The sequence below is a fragment of the Pseudescherichia sp. AS216 genome (genome assembly GCF_037152055.1).
In the GTDB taxonomy this organism is placed as follows: Bacteria; Pseudomonadota; Gammaproteobacteria; order Enterobacterales; family Enterobacteriaceae; genus Pseudescherichia.
Window position 1 is genome coordinate 169,939 of the sequence record NZ_JBBCMV010000003.1, and the last position, 17,231, is coordinate 187,169.

The following is a 17,231-nucleotide window of genomic DNA, read 5'->3' on the forward strand; positions in this document are numbered from 1 at the left end:
GATTAACCGGCGCGACAAGGCTGGCCTCAGCGCGTAAAATAGAGGCTCACACTCACCGTATAGGACTGGTATGTCGCTGAAAATAGACGTTATCAAAGATAAGATCCTCTCTGAAAACTACTTCGTGTTACGCAATATCACCTACGATCTGACCCGCCGCAACGGAGAGGTGATCCGTCACCGCCGCGAAGTGTACGATCGCGGTAACGGGGCAACCATTCTGCTCTATAACCGGGAGAAACGTAGCGTGGTGCTGGTTCGCCAGTTCCGTATTGCCACCTGGGTGAACGGCAACGAAGATGGTCGTTTGATTGAGCCCTGCGCTGGACTGCTGGACAACGATGCGCCGGAAGTGTGTGCGCGTAAAGAGGCGATGGAGGAGACGGGTTACGAGGTCGGTGAAGTACGTAAGGTGTTCGAACTGTATATGTCCCCTGGCGGCGTCACCGAAATTGTTCACTTCTTTATTGCCGAATATAGCGACAGCCTGAAGGCTAATGCGGGCGGCGGCGTGGAAGATGAGGATATTGAAGTCCTTGAGATGCCTTTCACCCAGGCGCTGGAGGCGGTGGCCAGCGGCGAGATACGTGACGCTAAGGCAGTGATATTACTGCAATATTTACAGGTATCTGGTCTAATATCTTGATATTAATCGGGTTAATAACATGTATTTAAAATAAATCTATCCGATAAATCCGATTGAGTCCGCTACCCCAAGAAGACGAAGATACGCTGTTTATTTGCCAGGCTTCTACTTTTGGGGTTGTACCGTTCATGCGTTATCGCGTTTTGCTGCTGCTACTGCTTAATCTGTTTGTCGCCTCGTTTGCGTGGGCGGCACCCGCCCAGCAGAATTTCTCCGACTGGCAGGTGACCTGTAATAACCAAAATTTCTGCGTAGCACGCAATACCGGCGAACACCATGGACTCGTCATGACGTTGACGCGCAGCGCGGGAGCGCGGACCGATGCGCAGCTGCGTATCGAGCTTGGCGGCAGCCAGACACCGTCGGCAAAAGAGCCGCCTGTTGCGCCGCGCCTGCTGATTGACGGTATGCCGCTGCGGCTGGAGCCTCAGCACTGGGCGATGTCACCGTGGCGGTTGATCACCGAGCATGCGCCTACCATCAGCGTATTCCTACAGACCATTCAGAATGCGCAGGCGATAACCCTGAAAGAGGGGCAGGGCACCATCTCCCTGATCGGGCTCAAGGCGGCGCTGCTGTTTATTGATGCGCAGCAAAAGCGCGTCGGCAGCGAAACCGCGTGGATTAAAAAGGGCGATAATCCCTCTCTCAGCGTGCCGCCTGCCCCGGCATTGAAAGGGGTGGCGGTAGTAAACCCAACGCCGACCCCGCTTACCCGTGAAGAGATGGATTCCCTGCTGGATTACGGCAGCATGCGGATGAACAGCAGCCAGTGCTCGCTGGATCCGATGCGGCGAGAGGTGCGTGTGACAGCCCTTACCGACGATAAAGCGCTGCTGATCGTTAGCTGTGAGGCGGGAGCTTACAATACGGTGGATCTCGCCTGGCTTGTATCGCGTCATAAGCCTTACGCGACCAAAGCGGTGCGCCTGCGCCTGCCCTTTACCCCCGGCAGCGGCAACGATGAGATGGAGTTAATGAATGCTGAATTCGATCAGAAAGCCCGCGAATTGACAACGCTTGCCAAAGGTCGCGGGCTGGCGGATTGCGGTATCCAGACGCGCTGGCGTTTTGACGGCCAGCGCTTTCGTCTGGTGCGCTATGCAGAAGAGCCAAGCTGTGATAGCTGGCATGGGCCAGACGCCTGGCCCACGCTGTGGATCACACGTTAAGCACTTTTTTCGCTTTAGCGACCACGTTCTCAACGGTAAAGCCAAAGAACGGGAACAGCTTATCGGCCGGAGCGGACTCACCGTAGCCGGTCATCCCAACAATCGCCCCCTTCAGACCAACGTATTTGTACCAGTAGTCGGCAATCCCGGCCTCAACGGCCACGCGGGCACTGACGTCTGATGGCAGCACCGACTCACGGTACGCATCATCCTGGGCATCAAAAATGTCCGTCGATGGCAGAGAAACCACCCGCACCTTATGGCCCTCGGCGCTCAGCTGCTCCGCCGCCTTCATGGTGATCTCAACCTCAGAGCCGGTCGCGATCAGGAGCAGATCCGGCTGACCGTCGCTGTCCTTCAGAATATAGCCGCCGCGGGAGATGGCTTTCACCTGCTCCGGGGTACGCTCCATCTGGGTAAGGTTCTGACGTGAGAGGATCAGCGCGGTCGGGCCGTTGTGCCGCTCAATCGCCAGTTTCCAGCCAACGGCTGCTTCGACCTGGTCACAGGGACGCCAGGTGCTGAAGTTTGGCGTCAGGCGCAGGCTGGCGAGCTGCTCAACCGCCTGGTGCGTCGGGCCATCTTCCCCCAGACCGATGGAGTCATGGGTGTAAACCATGATTTGACGCGCCTTCATCAGCGCCGCCATGCGCGCAGCGTTACGCGCGTACTCGACGAACATCAGGAAGGTGGCGGTATAAGGTACAAAGCCGCCGTGGTGGGCGATACCGTTGGCAATGGCGGTCATACCGAACTCGCGCACGCCGTAGTGAATGTAGTTCCCGGCCGGGTCCTCTTTCAGCGACGTCGATCCGGACCAGATGGTCAGGTTACTTGGCGCAAGGTCTGCCGATCCCCCCAGCAGCTCCGGCAGCGCCGGGCCGTACTGGTTGAGCGCGTTTTGCGAGGCCTTACGGGTGGCCACCTTCGCTGGCTCGGCCTGCAGTTTATTGATGTACTCCTGGGTCAGCTGCTCCCAATTCTCTGGCAGGCCACCGCCCATACGACGGGAGAATTCTGCTGCCAGCTCGGGGTGTGCCTTCTCATAGGCGGCAAACTTCTCTTTCCATGACTGCTGGGCTTTCTCACCGCGCTCGCGGCCATCCCACGCCTTGTAGATCTCTTTTGGGATCTCAAAGGCCGGATGCTTCCAGCCCAGCTTCTGGCGGGTCAGGGCAACTTCTTCTTCCCCCAGCGCCGCGCCGTGGGAATCCTCTTTACCCGCTTTGTTCGGCGAGCCAAAGCCAATCACCGTACGGCAGATGATCAGCGACGGTTTATCTTTCACGCTCTGCGCTTCAAGGATGGCCGCTTTAATCGCCTCTGGATCGTGACCGTCAATCTCATGCACTACGTGCCAGTGATAGGCTTCAAAGCGCTTAGCGGTATCGTCGGTAAACCAGCCTTCGGTTTCACCGTCGATAGAGATGCCGTTGTGGTCATAGAAGCCAATCAGCTTGCCCAGCCCCAGCGTACCCGCTAAAGAGCAGACCTCGTGGGAGATCCCCTCCATCAGGCAGCCGTCGCCCATAAAGGTATAGGTGAAGTGATCGACGATCTCATGTCCCGGCTGGTTAAACTGCGCTGCCAGCGTGCGCTCGGCAATCGCCAGCCCCACCGCGTTAGCCAGCCCCTGGCCGAGCGGGCCGGTGGTGGTCTCAACGCCCGGCGTATAGCCGATCTCCGGGTGGCCCGGCGTTTTCGAGTGCAGCTGACGGAAGTTTTTCAACTCCTCAATCGGCAGATCGTAGCCGGAGAGGTGCAGAAGGCTATAAAGCAACATTGAGGCATGGCCGTTAGAGAGAATAAAACGGTCGCGGTCATACCATGTCGGATCGGTCGGGTTATGCTTGAGGAAATCGTTCCACAGCACTTCAGCAATATCGGCCATGCCCATGGGCGCGCCAGGGTGGCCGGAGTTGGCTTTTTGTACCGCGTCCATGCTCAGGGCGCGAATAGCGTTGGCAAGCTCTTTACGAGACATATTTCACTCCATGACAAAAATTAAAGTTTAGCGGCAAGCAGATCTTCGAGTTTGCGCTGATCAACGGCGAACTGGCGGATACCGTCAGAGAGTTTTTCTACCGCCATCGGATCCTGGTTATGTTCCCAGCGGAATTCAGCTTCGGTCAGCGGCTCCTGACGTGGGAAGCTCTGTGAGGTTGGAACCAGCTTGCGCTCAATGGTGCCCTCTTTGTCCTGTAACTCCTGAAGCAGAGATGGAGAGATGGTCAGGCGGTCGCAGCCGGCCAGGGCGACAATCTGTTCGATCCGGCGGAAGCTTGCCCCCATCACGATGGTTTCATAGCGGTTGCGCTTGTAGTAATCGTAGATATTACGTACCGATTTCACGCCCGGATCCTCTTCAACCACGTAGGGATCCTGCGGCTTGCGCTGCTGGTACCAGTCGTAGATACGCCCTACAAACGGGGAGATCAGGTAGACGCCCGCTTCGGCGCAGGCTCGTGCCTGGGCAAAGGAGAAGAGCAGGGTCAGGTTACACTTAATGCCTTCTCTCTCCAGCTCTTCTGCGGCGCGGATCCCTTCCCAGGTGGAGGCCAGCTTGATCAGAATGCGTGACTTGTCGATGCCCAGCTCCTCATAGAGCTGTACGATACGGCGCGCCTTGGCGATGCTCTTCTCTTTATCAAAGGAGAGGCGCGCATCAACTTCGGTAGAGACGCGGCCCGGAATGCTTTTCAGAATTTCCGCACCAATATTCACCGCCAGCTTGTCACTGGCTTCGGCAACCTGCTGCTCCTGTGTCTGACCGCGCGCTTTACCGTACTCCAACGCATCGTCAACCAGGTGCGAGAAGTGCTCCAGCGCTGCGGCTTTCAGCAGCAGGGAGGGGTTAGTGGTGGCGTCTTCCGGTTGATAGTGGCGAATGGATTCGATATCACCGCTGTCGGCTACGACGGTGGTGAACTGTTTGATGCCGTCTAGATAGTTCATACACAATACTCCTTGAAAAGCAAAAGCTTACGTGAGTGCGTTGGTTCACACCTTCGTGGAAAATAGAACATGCATAACAAAAAAGCATAGCAGACGGACACCGGTTTGCTGGCGTAAGGGCATAACACCGTTGATATAAATTGATAACAAATTTTGCGGCGGGGTGGTCAGAGTTTGGCAGCGTTCAAAGTTTATGCCGCGCTCAACGGCGATACTAGGGGGCGCGTCAGGAGCGCTATCACGCTTCAACCCTACAAACGATACGTGAAAGGAACATCATAATGGACGACCAGTTAAAACAGAGTGCCCTCGATTTTCACGAGTTCCCCATCCCCGGTAAAATTCAGGTCTCCCCAACCAAGCCGCTCGCTACGCAACGCGATTTAGCGCTGGCCTATTCGCCGGGCGTCGCCGCCCCCTGTCTGGAGATTGAAAAAGATCCGCTCGCAGCTTTTAAATACACCGCACGCGGCAACCTCGTGGGGGTCGTCTCCAACGGCACGGCGGTGCTGGGGCTGGGCAATATCGGCGCGCTGGCGGGCAAACCGGTGATGGAGGGCAAAGGCGTTCTGTTTAAGAAATTTGCCGGCATCGACGTCTTTGATATCGAGGTCGATGAGCTGGATCCGGACAAGTTTATCGACGTGGTGGCGGCGCTTGAGCCGACCTTTGGCGGCATCAACCTTGAGGATATCAAAGCCCCCGAGTGCTTCTATATTGAGGCGAAGCTGCGCGAGCGGATGAATATTCCGGTATTCCATGACGATCAGCACGGCACGGCGATCATCAGCACCGCGGCTATTCTCAACGGTCTGCGGGTGGTGGAGAAGAACCTCTCCGACGTGCGGATGGTGGTCTCCGGCGCAGGGGCGGCGGCCATCGCCTGTATGAACCTGCTGGTGGCGCTGGGAATGCAGAAGCACAACATCGTGGTGTGCGACTCCAAAGGGGTGATCTACCAGGGCCGTGAGACACCCATGGCCGAAACCAAGGCCGCTTACGCCATTGAGGATAACGGCAAGCGTACGCTGGCAGAGGTGATGCAGGACGCGGACATCTTCCTTGGCTGCTCGGGCCCCAACGTGCTGACCCAGGAGATGGTAAAGCAGATGGCGCGTCAGCCGCTGATCCTCGCCCTGGCGAACCCGGAGCCGGAGATCCTTCCCCCGCTGGCGAAAGCGGTGCGTGCGGACGCCATCATCTGTACCGGGCGCTCTGACTACCCCAACCAGGTCAATAACGTGCTCTGCTTCCCGTTCATCTTCCGTGGCGCGCTCGATGTGGGCGCTACGGCGATCAACGAAGAGATGAAGCTGGCGGCGGTGCACGCCATTGCCGAGCTGGCCCATGCTGAGCAGAGCGAAGTGGTGGCCTCGGCCTATGGCGATCAGGATTTGAGCTTCGGCCCTGAGTACCTGATCCCCAAACCCTTCGATCCACGCCTGATCGTCAAGATCGCCCCGGCGGTCGCGAAAGCGGCGATGGACTCGGGCGTAGCGACGCGGCCCATCGCCGACTTTACCGCCTATGTCGATAAGCTCACCGAGTTTGTCTACAAAACCAACCTGTTCATGAAGCCGGTCTTCTCTCAGGCACGCAACGATCCGAAGCGGGTGGTGCTGGCGGAAGGGGAGGAGGCACGCGTTCTGCACGCAACTCAGGAGCTGGTCACGCTCGGGCTGGCGAAGCCGATTCTGGTGGGTCGCCCCGGCGTCATCGAGATGCGTATCCAGAAGCTGGGCTTGCAGATCCGTCCCGGCGTTGACTTCGAGATCGTTAATAACGAATCCGACCCGCGCTTCAAAGAGTACTGGAGCGAGTATTACAGCATCATGAAGCGCAGCGGCATCACCCAGGAGCAGGCCCAGCGGGCGGTAATTAGCAACACCACGGTGATTGGGGCGATCATGGTTCAGCGCGGCGAGGCGGATGCGATGATCTGCGGCACCATCGGCGACTATCACGAGCATTTTAGCGTGGTTCAGCAGCTGTTTGGCTATCGTGACGGAGTGCATACGGCGGGCGCGATGAATGCGCTGCTGCTGCCGAGCGGCAACACCTTTATTGCTGATACCTACGTCAACGACGATCCGACCCCGGAGCAGCTGGCGGACATTACTCTGATGGCGGCCCAGACCGTGCGCCGGTTCGGCATTGAGCCGCGGGTGGCTCTGCTGTCGCACTCGAACTTCGGCTCGTCGAACTCACCGGCGGCGTGCAAAATGCGCGAGACGCTGGCGAAAGTGCGCGAACGCGATCCGCATCTGATGGTTGACGGGGAGATGCACGGCGACGCCGCGCTGGTTGAGAGCATCCGACAGGACCGGATGCCGGATAGCCCGCTGAAAGGCTCGGCTAATATCTTGATTATGCCTAACGTTGAGGCGGCGCGCATTAGTTACAACTTACTGCGCGTCTCCAGCTCGGAGGGCGTCACCGTCGGGCCGGTGCTGATGGGCGTGGCAAAACCGGTGCACGTGCTGACGCCTATCGCCTCCGTCCGCCGCATCGTCAACATGGTGGCGCTGGCGGTGGTAGAGGCGCAGACGCAGCCGCTATAAGAGCGTTAAATCCACTCTTTGACTTTAATAAACTCGCTGAGGGCGGCTTCCGGGCTGCCCTCCTGCGGCTGGTAGTTATACTCCCACGCCACCTTCGGCGGCATCGACATTAGAATCGACTCCGTGCGCCCGCCGGTCTGTAAGCCAAACAGCGTCCCGCGATCCCACACCAGGTTAAATTCAACGTAGCGACCCCGGCGATAGAGCTGGAAGTTGCGCTCGCGATCGCCGTACGCCATCGCTTTCCGCCGCTGGACAATCGGCAGGTAAGCCTGGGTATACCCATCGCCCACCGCCTGGGCAAAGGCAAAGCACTGGTCAAAGTCTGGCGTGTTGAGATCGTCAAAGAAGAGGCCGCCGATGCCGCGCTGTTCGTGGCGGTGCTTCAGATAGAAGTAGTCATCGCACCACTTTTTGTAGCGCGGATAGACCTCTTCGCCGAACGGCTGGCAGAGATCCCGTGCGGTGCGATGCCAGTGCACGGCGTCCTCGCTAAAGCCGTAGTAGGGCGTGAGGTCGAAACCGCCGCCAAACCACCAGACCGGCTCCTCACCCGGCTTCTCGGCAATGAAGAAGCGCACGTTGGCATGGCTGGTCGGCACGTAGGGGTTGTGGGGATGGACCACCAGCGAAACGCCCATGGCTTCAAAGCTGCGTCCGGCCAGCTCGGGGCGGTGCGCGGTCGCCGAGGCGGGCAGGGCGTCGCCGTGCACGTGGGAGAAGTTCACTCCCGCCTGCTCGAAGACGCCGCCGTCGCGCAGAACGCGGGTGCGCCCGCCGCCGCCGGCCTCACGCTGCCAGTTATCTTCAAAGAAGTCGCTGCCGTCGACGGCGGAGAGCTGCTGGCAGATCCGGTCCTGCAGCTGAAGGAAAAAGGCTTTAACGGTACTTGCGTCAGGTTTGCTCATCAACGTTTCTTCGAGTGCGCTTTGTGATTATCGAACCAGCTAAAGTAGCTCAGCACGCCAGAGGCGATAGCCGTGGCGATCTTCTGGCGAAACGCCTTGGTACCCAGCAGCTGCTCTTCAGCAGGGTTAGTAATAAAGGAGGTCTCGACCAGTACCGAGGGGACGGAGGGAGACTTCAGCACCACAAACGCCGCCTGCTCGGTGTGCTTGCTGTGCAGGCGGTGCACCGGCTTGATCTGCTTGAGAATATGCGAGCCAAGGGTCAGGCTGTTCTTAATGGTGTCGGTCTGCACCAGGTCAAACAGCACCTGCTGCAAATAGTGATCTTTATCGCGCGCTTTTTTACCGGCCAGGTCGTCGGCGGCGTTCTCGCGATCGGAGAGGTATTTTGCCATGGCGCTACTCGCTCCCCGGTTGGAGAGGGCAAATACCGACGCGCCTGCTGCATCGGGATTGGTAAAGCCGTCGGCATGAATAGACATAAAGAGATCCGCGCCGTGCTGGTGGGCAATCTCCACGCGGTCGTAGAGCGGGATAAAGGTATCCCCGGTTCGCGTCAGCCGCGCATCGATGCCTTTGCTGCGCAGGATCGCTCGCACGTTCTTGGCGATCGCCAGTACCACATGCTTCTCTTTCGAGCCGTTATGACCGATGGCTCCGGTGTCGATCCCGCCATGGCCAGGATCCAGCATGACCACGCGTCTGGCCCCGGCCTTCTTGGCTTTCGGCTTAGTGTGCCCGTTGCCGGTTTTCAGCGATGAATCATCTTTAGCGATGGCCCGCGACGTGCCTGTCAGTGTCAATGCCGCCAGACCTGCTTTAAGAACCTGACGACGCGATGTAAGTACTTTTAATGGTTTAAATGTGCTCATACGACTCGAAATGTATTCCTGCGTCCCTGGTGTTGTAGCGTATCGCCTACAAGCTTACGACACGTCACGTTTTGAATTGCTTTATTTTTCATTTCAATACGTGACAATCCATCATTATGCCATTTTTTCGTTGTCATTTCGCCGCATATTGGCTTCACTGGCACTTCACGCCATAATCAACCTTTTGATCCTGAAGGCAGGTACATACCATGGAGATACGCGTTTTTCGCCAGGCCGACTTCGAAGAGGTGATCACCCTGTGGGAGCGCTGCGACCTGCTGCGACCATGGAACGATCCGGAGATGGACATCGAACGCAAGCTAAATCATGACGTTAGCCTGTTCCTGGTGGCCGAGGTCGGCGGGGAAGTCGTCGGTACGGTGATGGGAGGCTACGACGGCCATCGCGGCTCGGCCTACTATCTCGGGGTGCATCCGGAGTTCCGGGGGCGGGGGATCGCCAACGCGCTGCTTAACCGCCTGGAGAAAAAGCTGATTGCCCGTGGCTGCCCGAAGATCAACATTCAGGTGCGGGAAGAGAACGACCTCGTGCTGGGAATGTACGAGCGTTTGGGCTATGAGCATGCCGACGTCGTTAACCTCGGTAAGCGCCTGATTGAAGATGAAGAGTATTGAGTTTTAGTCAACCAAGACAAAAGGATTTAAGCCATGAAATCGCTGCGTATGCTTCTCTGCGTCCTGCCGCTGGCCCTGACCGGCTGTTCGACTCTTGGGTCGGTGAACTGGTCAGCCGCCAACCCCTGGAACTGGTTTGGTTCCTCATCAGAGGTCACTGACGAAGGCGTGGGGGCCCTGACGGCCGATACCGCGCTGGATGAGGCGTCTATCGCCGATGCGTTGGACGGTGACTACCGCCTGCGCAGCGGGATGCGCTCCGATCAGGGCGGCAACGTTATCCGCTTTTATGAGGCGCTGGATGGGGATAAAGTCGCGCTGATCGTCAACGGTGAAAACGGCAAAGTGAGCCGCATCGACGTGCTCGACAGCAGCATTGAGAGCGACACCGGAGCTAAAGTCGGCATGCCCTTCAGTGAACTGTATGACAAAGCCTACGGCAACTGCACCAAGGCCACCGGCGACGACAGCGGCGGCGTGGAGTGTAAGGCTCAGGGCAGCCAGCACGTCAGCTATGTCTTTACCGGCAGTTGGAACGGCCCGGAGGGCTTAATGCCGCCGGACGACGAGCTGAAAAAATGGACCCTGAGTAAGATTATTTGGCGCCGTTAATTGATCGGAACAATCCTGGTTCTCTGAAAAAACGCGTACAATAGCGCGATTGATGCCGCGGCTGCGCGGCATATTTTTTAGAGGAGTAGCGATGTCTCAGGTTCAAAGCGGCATTTTGCCGGAACACTGCCGGGCGGCGATTTGGATCGAAGCGAACGTAAAGGGCGACGTTAACGCCCTGCGCGAAGGCAGTAAAATTTTTGCCGATAAGCTGGCTAACTTCCAGCTCGCCTTTGCTGAGGCGAATCTCGGGGCGGTAGTGGCCTTTGGTCATCGCGTCTGGCCCGAACTGAGCGGTGGGGAAGGGGCCGAAGAGCTGAAAGAGTTTGTTCCCTACGGCAAAGGGCTGGCTCCGGCCACTCAGTACGATGTGATGATCCACATTCTCTCTCTGCGTCACGACGTTAACTTCTCTGTCGCCCAGGCGGCGCTGGCGGCGTTTGGTGACGCGCTGGAGGTTAAAGAGGAGACCCACGGCTTCCGCTGGGTAGAGGATCGCGATCTGAGCGGCTTTGTTGACGGCACGGAGAACCCGGCGGGCAGCGAAAAACGCACCGAGGTGGCCGTGATTCAGGAGGGCATCGATGCGGGCGGCAGCTACGTTTTCGTCCAGCGCTGGGAGCATAACCTGAAGCAGCTTAACCGAATGAGCGTGCCGGATCAGGAGATGATGATTGGCCGCACCAAAGAGGCCAATGAAGAGATCGACGGCGACGCCCGGCCGATGACCTCGCACCTGAGCCGCGTCGATCTGAAAGAGAACGGTAAAGGGCTGAAAATCGTGCGTCAGAGCCTGCCTTACGGTACGGCAAGCGGTAAGCACGGGCTCTATTTCTGCGCCTACTGCGCCCGCCTGTACAACATTGAGCAACAGCTGCTGAGCATGTTTGGTGATACCGACGGCAAGCGCGACGCTATGCTGCGCTTCACCCGCCCGGTCACCGGCGGCTACTATTTTGCCCCGTCGTTAGAACGTCTATTAAATCTGTAGTTTTCTTTTATCCTCTGCCTTTCTGATAATGGCAGAGGATCTTCTACCGTGGTAATTGATACCTGAACATTCAAATGTGACTCCTCTCCATTTTTTAATTTGAAAATTATATTACTTTCCCTGCCCGCATTATTGGTTTTATTTCCTGATAACTTCTGGAAACATTATTCATTACAAGAATAAGTTTAAAAGGATTTATGATGAGAGTGAAAAAACTGTTATTGATGGCGTGCTCGCCATGCTGTTTTTTTATAACGGAAGTCAATGCGAGCGACTGGGAAAAAACGCTTGCAGATGATCCTTTCTTTGCCGACTCCTCCTTTGAGCTTTCTGCAAGGAATATGTGGAAATATTTAAAGACGGAAAACCGTTACGATAATGAGCAAGAGCGTTATGCCACCTCTGTACAGCAGGCCTGGGCACAGGGGCTGACCGTTGACTATACCTCAGGATATTTCGCGGACTTTATCGGTTTTGATGCGTCCTACTACAGCGCCGCAAAATTAGGCGCCAGTGATAACTTCTCCTCCCGCGCCATTCTCTATAACGACGACGGAGAAGCCAAAGGCTATACCAAAATTGGTCAGCGCTATGCAAAACTGAAAATGGATATTCTTCGCGCTAAAGTGAACGTCAAAGGCGGCTGGTTTACCATCAAGAATACCGGCATCTTCTCTAACTCACAGCGCATGTCCCTTAACACCCACTCAGGCTGGTTTGCTAATACGGCTATCGATAATGTCAGCGTTGATACGCTGTTTCTCGACGGGAAGGTGATGCGGCGTGATAGCCCGAACATCGACAGGATGTATATCCGTGATGGCAACGGAGAGAGCCGCAATGTCGATCACGTGATCACCGGTGGCATCAATTACAAGAGTAAGCCCCTGAAAGCCTACTACTTCTACGGCGTAGCCGACGATCTGCTTTTCAAGCAGGGCTTTGAAGGCTGGTGGGATGCGTTTCCCGATATTACCCTCGGGACGCAAATTTATGAGCAGGAGTATGGCAGCGATGCGAAAAGAACCACCTCCAGCACTGCGAGGGGAAAACAGGATTTTGATAAGCGAGCCTGGCACTACTCGGCCACTGTCGAATGGCGTATTCCCCAAACACCCTGGAAAATATTGGGCGGTTTAACCTATACCGAGGCCAAGAAAACAAACGGGGTAGGCCAATTTACCCGTAACGTCATTGGTAATGCCCGTGGCCGTTTTAACTCCCCGGCCTATGCGGATATTGATTACGTCCGCGACGGTGAAACCATGCTGGCGTTAGCCGCTGAGTATAAATTTACCCCCGATCTCGCGGTGGGCGTGCGGACGAACTACAGTGAGTTTGAGTATGAAGGCGAAACATTGCGTCAGGGGCAGTTGGGGATGTACAGCAACTGGAATCCGGCTAAAAACTGGTCTGTTTATTTAAATGGTGGCTATGGCTGGCATCATGAGCAAGAGTCAGACTACACCACGCCAAAACTTTATGATGGACATTCGCAACGCGCTAACTCTCTTTGCGGAGAAATGAGCGTGACTTATCGGTTCAGGCTTTAAATAGCATAACAACCGATAAGTTTATTCATGCTGAATATATTTCTTATGGATATCAAAAGCTATTTTGCAAAAACGGTACATCTGGGCCTGATTAAAAAAGCCTATTTTCTATTTTACGAGAATCCGCGGATCCTCTTCTCAGTTAACGACGTATGCGACTTTCTCGATTTAAACAGGAAGCAGGTTGGGTTTATCTTAACCATTCTGGTCAGATTGCAAATGGTTTGCCGGGAGATTAAACGGAACGGCATGAGCCATCGCTATCTCTATCGCGCCAGATGATACCGCGCTGTAAGCGGTGCCCGGCTATCACCCTGGTCAGCCCGGACACCGCTTATGCTCTTTTCTGCTTGCAAATCACCAAACGGTATATAAAACCGTTACTCCTTTCGTACTGCTTATAAATAAACTGTGTTTTTGATAGTCATCACAGATATAAGGGTGCGCAATGGCCGTTAACTTACTGAAAAAAGGATATCTGACGCTTGCCGCTTCAGTGTTGCTGGTAGCGCAGGCGCAGGCGACGGAGTTGCTCAACAGCTCCTATGACGTCTCTCGCGAGCTGTTTGCCGCCCTTAATCCCCCGTTTGAGCAGCAGTGGGCGAAAGAGAACGGCGGCGACACGCTGACGATCAAACAGTCACACGCGGGCTCCTCCAAGCAGGCGCTGGCTATCTTGCAGGGGCTGAAGGCGGACGTGGTGACCTATAACCAGATCACTGACGTGCAGATCCTGCATGATAAAGGCAAGCTCATCCCAGCGGACTGGCAGAGCCGCCTGCCGAACAACAGTTCGCCGTTCTACTCTACGATGGCGTTCCTGGTACGCAAGGGCAACCCGAAAAATATCCACGACTGGCGCGATCTGGTGCGCTCTGACGTCAAGCTGATCTTCCCGAATCCGAAAACCTCCGGCAACGCCCGCTATACCTATCTGGCAGCATGGGGCGCGGCGGATAAAGCCGACGGCGGCGATAAAGCAAAAACCGAACAGTTCATGACTCAGTTCCTGAAAAACGTTGAGGTGTTTGATACCGGCGGCCGTGGCGCCACCACCACCTTCGTTGAGCGTGGCCTCGGCGACGTGCTCATCACATTCGAATCCGAAGTGAACACCATTCGTAAGCAGTATGAGGCTCAGGGCTTTGAGGTTGTGGTGCCAAAGGTCAACATCCTGGCGGAGTTCCCGGTGGCGTGGGTTGATAAAAACGTGAAGGCCAACGGCACAGAGAAGGCGGCAAAAGCGTACCTGAACTATCTCTATAGCCCGCAGGCGCAGACCATCATTACTGATTACTACTACCGGGTGAATAACCCTGACGTGATGGACAAGCTGAAGGAAAAGTTTCCGCAGACCGAGCTGTTTAAGGTGGAGGATCGCTTTGGCTCCTGGCCAGAGGTGATGAAAACCCACTTTACGAGCGGCGGCGAGCTGGACAAGCTGCTGGCGGCGGGGCGTAGCTAATGTTTGCAGTGGCTTCAAAACGCGTGCTGCCCGGCTTTACCCTAAGCCTTGGAACCAGCCTGCTGTTCGTTTGCCTGATCCTGCTCCTGCCTCTCAGCGCGCTGGTTATGCAGCTCTCAGAGATGAGCTGGGCGCAGTACTGGGAGGTGGTGACTAATCCGCAGGTTGTCGCCGCCTATAAGGTCACCCTGCTGTCGGCCTTTGTCGCCTCGATTTTCAACGGCGTCTTTGGCCTGCTGATGGCGTGGATCCTGACGCGCTACCGTTTCCCTGGGCGCACCCTGCTGGATGCGCTGATGGACCTGCCGTTTGCCCTGCCGACGGCGGTGGCGGGCCTGACTCTCGCCTCGCTCTTTTCCGTCAACGGCTTTTACGGCCAGTGGCTGGCGCAGTTTGATATCAAAGTCACCTATACCTGGCTCGGCATTGCCGTGGCGATGGCCTTTACCAGCATCCCCTTTGTGGTGCGGACGGTGCAGCCGGTGCTGGAGGAGCTAGGGCCGGAGTATGAAGAGGCGGCCCAGACGCTGGGCGCAACGCGGCTGCAAAGCTTCCGTAAAGTCGTGATGCCAGAGCTTTCTCCAGCGCTGCTGGCGGGCGTGGCGCTGTCGTTTACCCGCAGCCTTGGTGAGTTCGGCGCGGTGATCTTTATCGCTGGCAACATCGCCTGGAAAACCGAAGTGACCTCGCTGATGATCTTCGTGCGTCTGCAAGAGTTTGACTACCCGGCGGCGAGCGCTATCGCCTCGGTGATCCTCGCGGCCTCACTGCTGCTGCTGTTCTCAATTAATACTCTGCAAAGTCGCTTTGGTCGACGGGTGGTAGGTCACTAATGGCGGAAGTCTCCCAATTGAAACACGATCGTTCCCGGATTAACTGGGGTAAATGGTTCCTGATCGGTACCGGGATGCTGATTTCGGCATTCATCCTGGTGGTGCCGATGGTCTACATTTTCGTGCAGGCCTTTAGTAAAGGGCTGATGCCGGTGCTGGAGAACCTCGCCAATCCGGATATGCTCCACGCTATCTGGCTGACGGTGCTGATTGCCCTGATCACCGTCCCGGTTAACCTTGTATTCGGAACGCTGCTCGCCTGGCTGGTGACCCGCTTTAATTTCCCCGGTCGTCAGCTGCTGTTGACCCTGCTTGATATACCGTTTGCCGTATCGCCGGTGGTGGCGGGCCTTGTCTACCTGCTGTTTTATGGCTCCAACGGCCCGCTTGGCGGCTGGCTCGACGAGCACAACTTACAGATTATGTTCGCATGGCCCGGCATGGCGCTGGTGACCATTTTCGTCACCTGTCCGTTTGTGGTGCGTGAGCTGGTGCCGGTGATGCTTAGTCAGGGCAGTCACGAGGACGAGGCCGCAATTTTGTTGGGTGCATCCGGCTGGCAGATGTTCCGTCGCGTCACGCTGCCGAACATTCGCTGGGCGCTGCTCTACGGCGTGGTGCTGACCAACGCCCGCGCCATCGGCGAGTTTGGTGCGGTATCGGTGGTGTCCGGCTCTATTCGCGGCGAAACCCTGTCGCTGCCGCTACAGATTGAGTTACTTGAGCAGGACTACAACACGGTGGGATCCTTTACCGCCGCGGCCCTGCTGACGTTAATGGCTATTTTGACCCTGTTTTTAAAGAGTGGGTTGCAGTGGCGTTTACATAATCAAGAGAAACGCGCGCAACAGGAGGGAAATCATGAGCATTGAGATTGCCAATATTAAGAAGTCTTTTGGTCGCACCCAGGTGCTGAATGATATCTCGCTGGATATCCCCTCCGGGCAGATGGTAGCGCTGCTGGGGCCGTCCGGCTCGGGCAAAACCACGCTGCTGCGTATTATTGCCGGGCTTGAGCACCAGACCAGCGGACATATCCGTTTTCACGGCACTGACGTGGGCCGTCTGCATGCCCGCGATCGTAAGGTCGGCTTTGTGTTTCAGCACTACGCGCTGTTCCGCCATATGACGGTGTTCGACAACATCGCCTTTGGCCTGACGGTGCTACCGCGACGCGAGAGGCCGAACGCGGCGGCCATCAAAGCCAAGGTGACTAAACTGCTGGAGATGGTTCAGCTGGCGCACCTCGCCGATCGCTATCCGGCTCAGCTCTCCGGCGGGCAGAAGCAGCGCGTCGCGCTGGCACGCGCCCTGGCCCCGGATCCGCAGATCCTGCTGCTGGATGAGCCTTTTGGTGCGCTGGATGCTCAGGTGCGTAAAGAGCTGCGTCGTTGGCTGCGTGAGCTGCACGAAGAGCTTAAATTCACCAGCGTCTTCGTGACCCACGATCAGGAGGAGGCGATGGAAGTGGCCGACCGCGTGGTGGTCATGAGCCAGGGCAATATTGAGCAGGTCGATGTCCCCGAGCAGGTTTGGCGTGAGCCCGCGACCCGCTTCGTGTTGGAATTTATGGGTGAGGTAAACCGCCTGCACGGCGTGGTGCGCGGCAGTCAGTTCCACGTCGGCGCACACCGCTGGCCGCTGGGTTACACGCCAGCGCACCAGGGCGAGGTCGATCTCTTCCTGCGTCCGTGGGAGGTGGATATCAGCCGCCGTACCAGCCTCGACGCGCCGCTGCCGGTGGTTGTCGTTGAAGCCAGCCCGAAAGGGCACTATACCCAACTGGTGGTGCAGCCTCAGGGCTGGTATGACGAACCGCTGTCGGTGGTGCTGCGTGGAGAGGATGCGCCGCAGCGCGGTGAGCGTCTGTTCATCGGCCTGCAAAATGCGCGTCTCTACCATGGCACCGAGCGTCTTGCCGAGCGTGGGGATCTTGCTCTGGCGCACTCTGCCTGATAGTTTAACGTTACGTGGTTTTTGCCGGGTGGCGCTGCGCTTACCCGGCCTACAAAGCTCCCCGTAGGCCCG

The 17,231-nt window shown here is 56.9% G+C and carries 15 protein-coding genes; 11 read left to right on the forward strand and 4 right to left on the reverse strand.

Translation table 11 applies throughout. From position 1 onward, the window contains the following. The first annotated feature begins 70 nt into the window (after positions 1-70). Positions 71-646, forward strand: coding sequence for a GDP-mannose pyrophosphatase NudK (gene nudK / locus WFN61_RS10145; RefSeq protein ID WP_337038650.1), 576 nt, complete (start codon positions 71-73; stop codon positions 644-646). Positions 647-774: 128 nt separating this feature from the next. Continuing rightward, positions 775-1,818, forward strand: a complete 1,044-nt coding sequence (locus WFN61_RS10150) for a DUF1176 domain-containing protein (RefSeq protein WP_144818204.1) — start codon at positions 775-777, stop codon at positions 1,816-1,818. Here WFN61_RS10150 and tkt read toward each other — a convergent pair. Next, on the reverse strand, positions 1,808-3,802 hold the full coding sequence (gene tkt, locus WFN61_RS10155; RefSeq protein WP_337038651.1) for a transketolase: 1,995 nt from the start codon (positions 3,800-3,802) through the stop codon (positions 1,808-1,810). The genes WFN61_RS10150 and tkt overlap by 11 nt on opposite strands. Positions 3,803-3,822: 20 nt before the next feature. Beyond that, positions 3,823-4,773, reverse strand: coding sequence for a transaldolase (gene tal / locus WFN61_RS10160; protein ID WP_144818206.1), 951 nt, complete (start codon positions 4,771-4,773; stop codon positions 3,823-3,825). A gap of 281 nt (positions 4,774-5,054) precedes the next feature. Here tal and maeB point away from each other — a divergent pair, with 281 nt between their 5' ends. Next, positions 5,055-7,334: an NADP-dependent oxaloacetate-decarboxylating malate dehydrogenase gene (gene maeB / locus WFN61_RS10165; protein WP_257758202.1), complete on the forward strand. Its 2,280-nt coding sequence runs from the start codon at positions 5,055-5,057 to the stop codon at positions 7,332-7,334. A gap of 5 nt (positions 7,335-7,339) precedes the next feature. Here maeB and hemF read toward each other — a convergent pair whose 3' ends face one another. After that, positions 7,340-8,242 carry an oxygen-dependent coproporphyrinogen oxidase gene (gene hemF / locus WFN61_RS10170; RefSeq protein ID WP_312178023.1) on the reverse strand — a complete coding sequence of 301 codons (903 nt, stop codon included), beginning with the start codon at positions 8,240-8,242 and terminating at the stop codon, positions 7,340-7,342. Next, entirely contained in the window at positions 8,242-9,114 is an 873-nt protein-coding gene (gene amiA, locus WFN61_RS10175) for an N-acetylmuramoyl-L-alanine amidase AmiA (RefSeq protein ID WP_144818209.1), read from the reverse strand. Before amiA ends, hemF begins: the two co-directional genes overlap by 1 nt. Positions 9,115-9,323: 209 nt before the next feature. Between amiA and WFN61_RS10180 the strand changes: the two genes are divergently transcribed. From WFN61_RS10180 to cysA, 8 genes are all read left to right on the forward strand, one after another. Beyond that, complete coding sequence (locus WFN61_RS10180) at positions 9,324-9,749, forward strand: GNAT family acetyltransferase (protein ID WP_144818210.1); 426 nt, start codon at positions 9,324-9,326, stop codon at positions 9,747-9,749. A 33-nt stretch (positions 9,750-9,782) separates the two neighbouring features. Continuing rightward, positions 9,783-10,361, forward strand: coding sequence for an RpoE-regulated lipoprotein (locus tag WFN61_RS10185; RefSeq protein ID WP_144818211.1), 579 nt, complete (start codon positions 9,783-9,785; stop codon positions 10,359-10,361). Between the two features lie 91 nt (positions 10,362-10,452). After that, positions 10,453-11,352 carry a Dyp-type peroxidase gene (locus WFN61_RS10190; RefSeq protein ID WP_312235288.1) on the forward strand — a complete coding sequence of 300 codons (900 nt, stop codon included), beginning with the start codon at positions 10,453-10,455 and terminating at the stop codon, positions 11,350-11,352. A gap of 197 nt (positions 11,353-11,549) precedes the next feature. Then, positions 11,550-12,905, forward strand: coding sequence for an OprD family outer membrane porin (locus WFN61_RS10195; RefSeq protein ID WP_312235289.1), 1,356 nt, complete (start codon positions 11,550-11,552; stop codon positions 12,903-12,905). Between the two features lie 448 nt (positions 12,906-13,353). Beyond that, positions 13,354-14,370, forward strand: coding sequence for a sulfate ABC transporter substrate-binding protein (locus WFN61_RS10200; RefSeq protein WP_144818214.1), 1,017 nt, complete (start codon positions 13,354-13,356; stop codon positions 14,368-14,370). Beyond that, a complete protein-coding gene (gene cysT / locus WFN61_RS10205; RefSeq protein ID WP_042389399.1) occupies positions 14,370-15,203 on the forward strand; it encodes a sulfate/thiosulfate ABC transporter permease CysT in 834 nt (277 codons plus the stop codon). Before WFN61_RS10200 ends, cysT begins: the two co-directional genes overlap by 1 nt. Continuing rightward, a complete protein-coding gene (gene cysW, locus WFN61_RS10210) occupies positions 15,203-16,075 on the forward strand; it encodes a sulfate/thiosulfate ABC transporter permease CysW (protein ID WP_238085364.1) in 873 nt (290 codons plus the stop codon). The genes cysT and cysW overlap by 1 nt, the downstream gene beginning before the upstream one ends. Further along, positions 16,065-17,159: a sulfate/thiosulfate ABC transporter ATP-binding protein CysA gene (gene cysA, locus WFN61_RS10215; RefSeq protein WP_042389407.1), complete on the forward strand. Its 1,095-nt coding sequence runs from the start codon at positions 16,065-16,067 to the stop codon at positions 17,157-17,159. Before cysW ends, cysA begins: the two co-directional genes overlap by 11 nt. Positions 17,160-17,231 lie beyond the last annotated feature (72 nt).

Bases quoted from the DNA above. Each gene is read 5' to 3' on its own strand.
- nudK (WP_337038650.1), top strand. From the start codon at position 71: ATGTCGCTGAAAATAGACGTTATCAAAGATAAGATCCTCTCTGAAAAC.
- WFN61_RS10150 (WP_144818204.1), top strand. From the start codon at position 775: ATGCGTTATCGCGTTTTGCTGCTGCTACTGCTTAATCTGTTTGTCGCC.
- tkt (WP_337038651.1), bottom strand. From the start codon at position 3,802: ATGTCTCGTAAAGAGCTTGCCAACGCTATTCGCGCCCTGAGCATGGAC.
- tal (WP_144818206.1), bottom strand. From the start codon at position 4,773: ATGAACTATCTAGACGGCATCAAACAGTTCACCACCGTCGTAGCCGAC.
- maeB (WP_257758202.1), top strand. From the start codon at position 5,055: ATGGACGACCAGTTAAAACAGAGTGCCCTCGATTTTCACGAGTTCCCC.
- hemF (WP_312178023.1), bottom strand. From the start codon at position 8,242: ATGAGCAAACCTGACGCAAGTACCGTTAAAGCCTTTTTCCTTCAGCTG.
- amiA (WP_144818209.1), bottom strand. From the start codon at position 9,114: ATGAGCACATTTAAACCATTAAAAGTACTTACATCGCGTCGTCAGGTT.
- WFN61_RS10180 (WP_144818210.1), top strand. From the start codon at position 9,324: ATGGAGATACGCGTTTTTCGCCAGGCCGACTTCGAAGAGGTGATCACC.
- WFN61_RS10185 (WP_144818211.1), top strand. From the start codon at position 9,783: ATGAAATCGCTGCGTATGCTTCTCTGCGTCCTGCCGCTGGCCCTGACC.
- WFN61_RS10190 (WP_312235288.1), top strand. From the start codon at position 10,453: ATGTCTCAGGTTCAAAGCGGCATTTTGCCGGAACACTGCCGGGCGGCG.
- WFN61_RS10195 (WP_312235289.1), top strand. From the start codon at position 11,550: ATGATGAGAGTGAAAAAACTGTTATTGATGGCGTGCTCGCCATGCTGT.
- WFN61_RS10200 (WP_144818214.1), top strand. From the start codon at position 13,354: ATGGCCGTTAACTTACTGAAAAAAGGATATCTGACGCTTGCCGCTTCA.
- cysT (WP_042389399.1), top strand. From the start codon at position 14,370: ATGTTTGCAGTGGCTTCAAAACGCGTGCTGCCCGGCTTTACCCTAAGC.
- cysW (WP_238085364.1), top strand. From the start codon at position 15,203: ATGGCGGAAGTCTCCCAATTGAAACACGATCGTTCCCGGATTAACTGG.
- cysA (WP_042389407.1), top strand. From the start codon at position 16,065: ATGAGCATTGAGATTGCCAATATTAAGAAGTCTTTTGGTCGCACCCAG.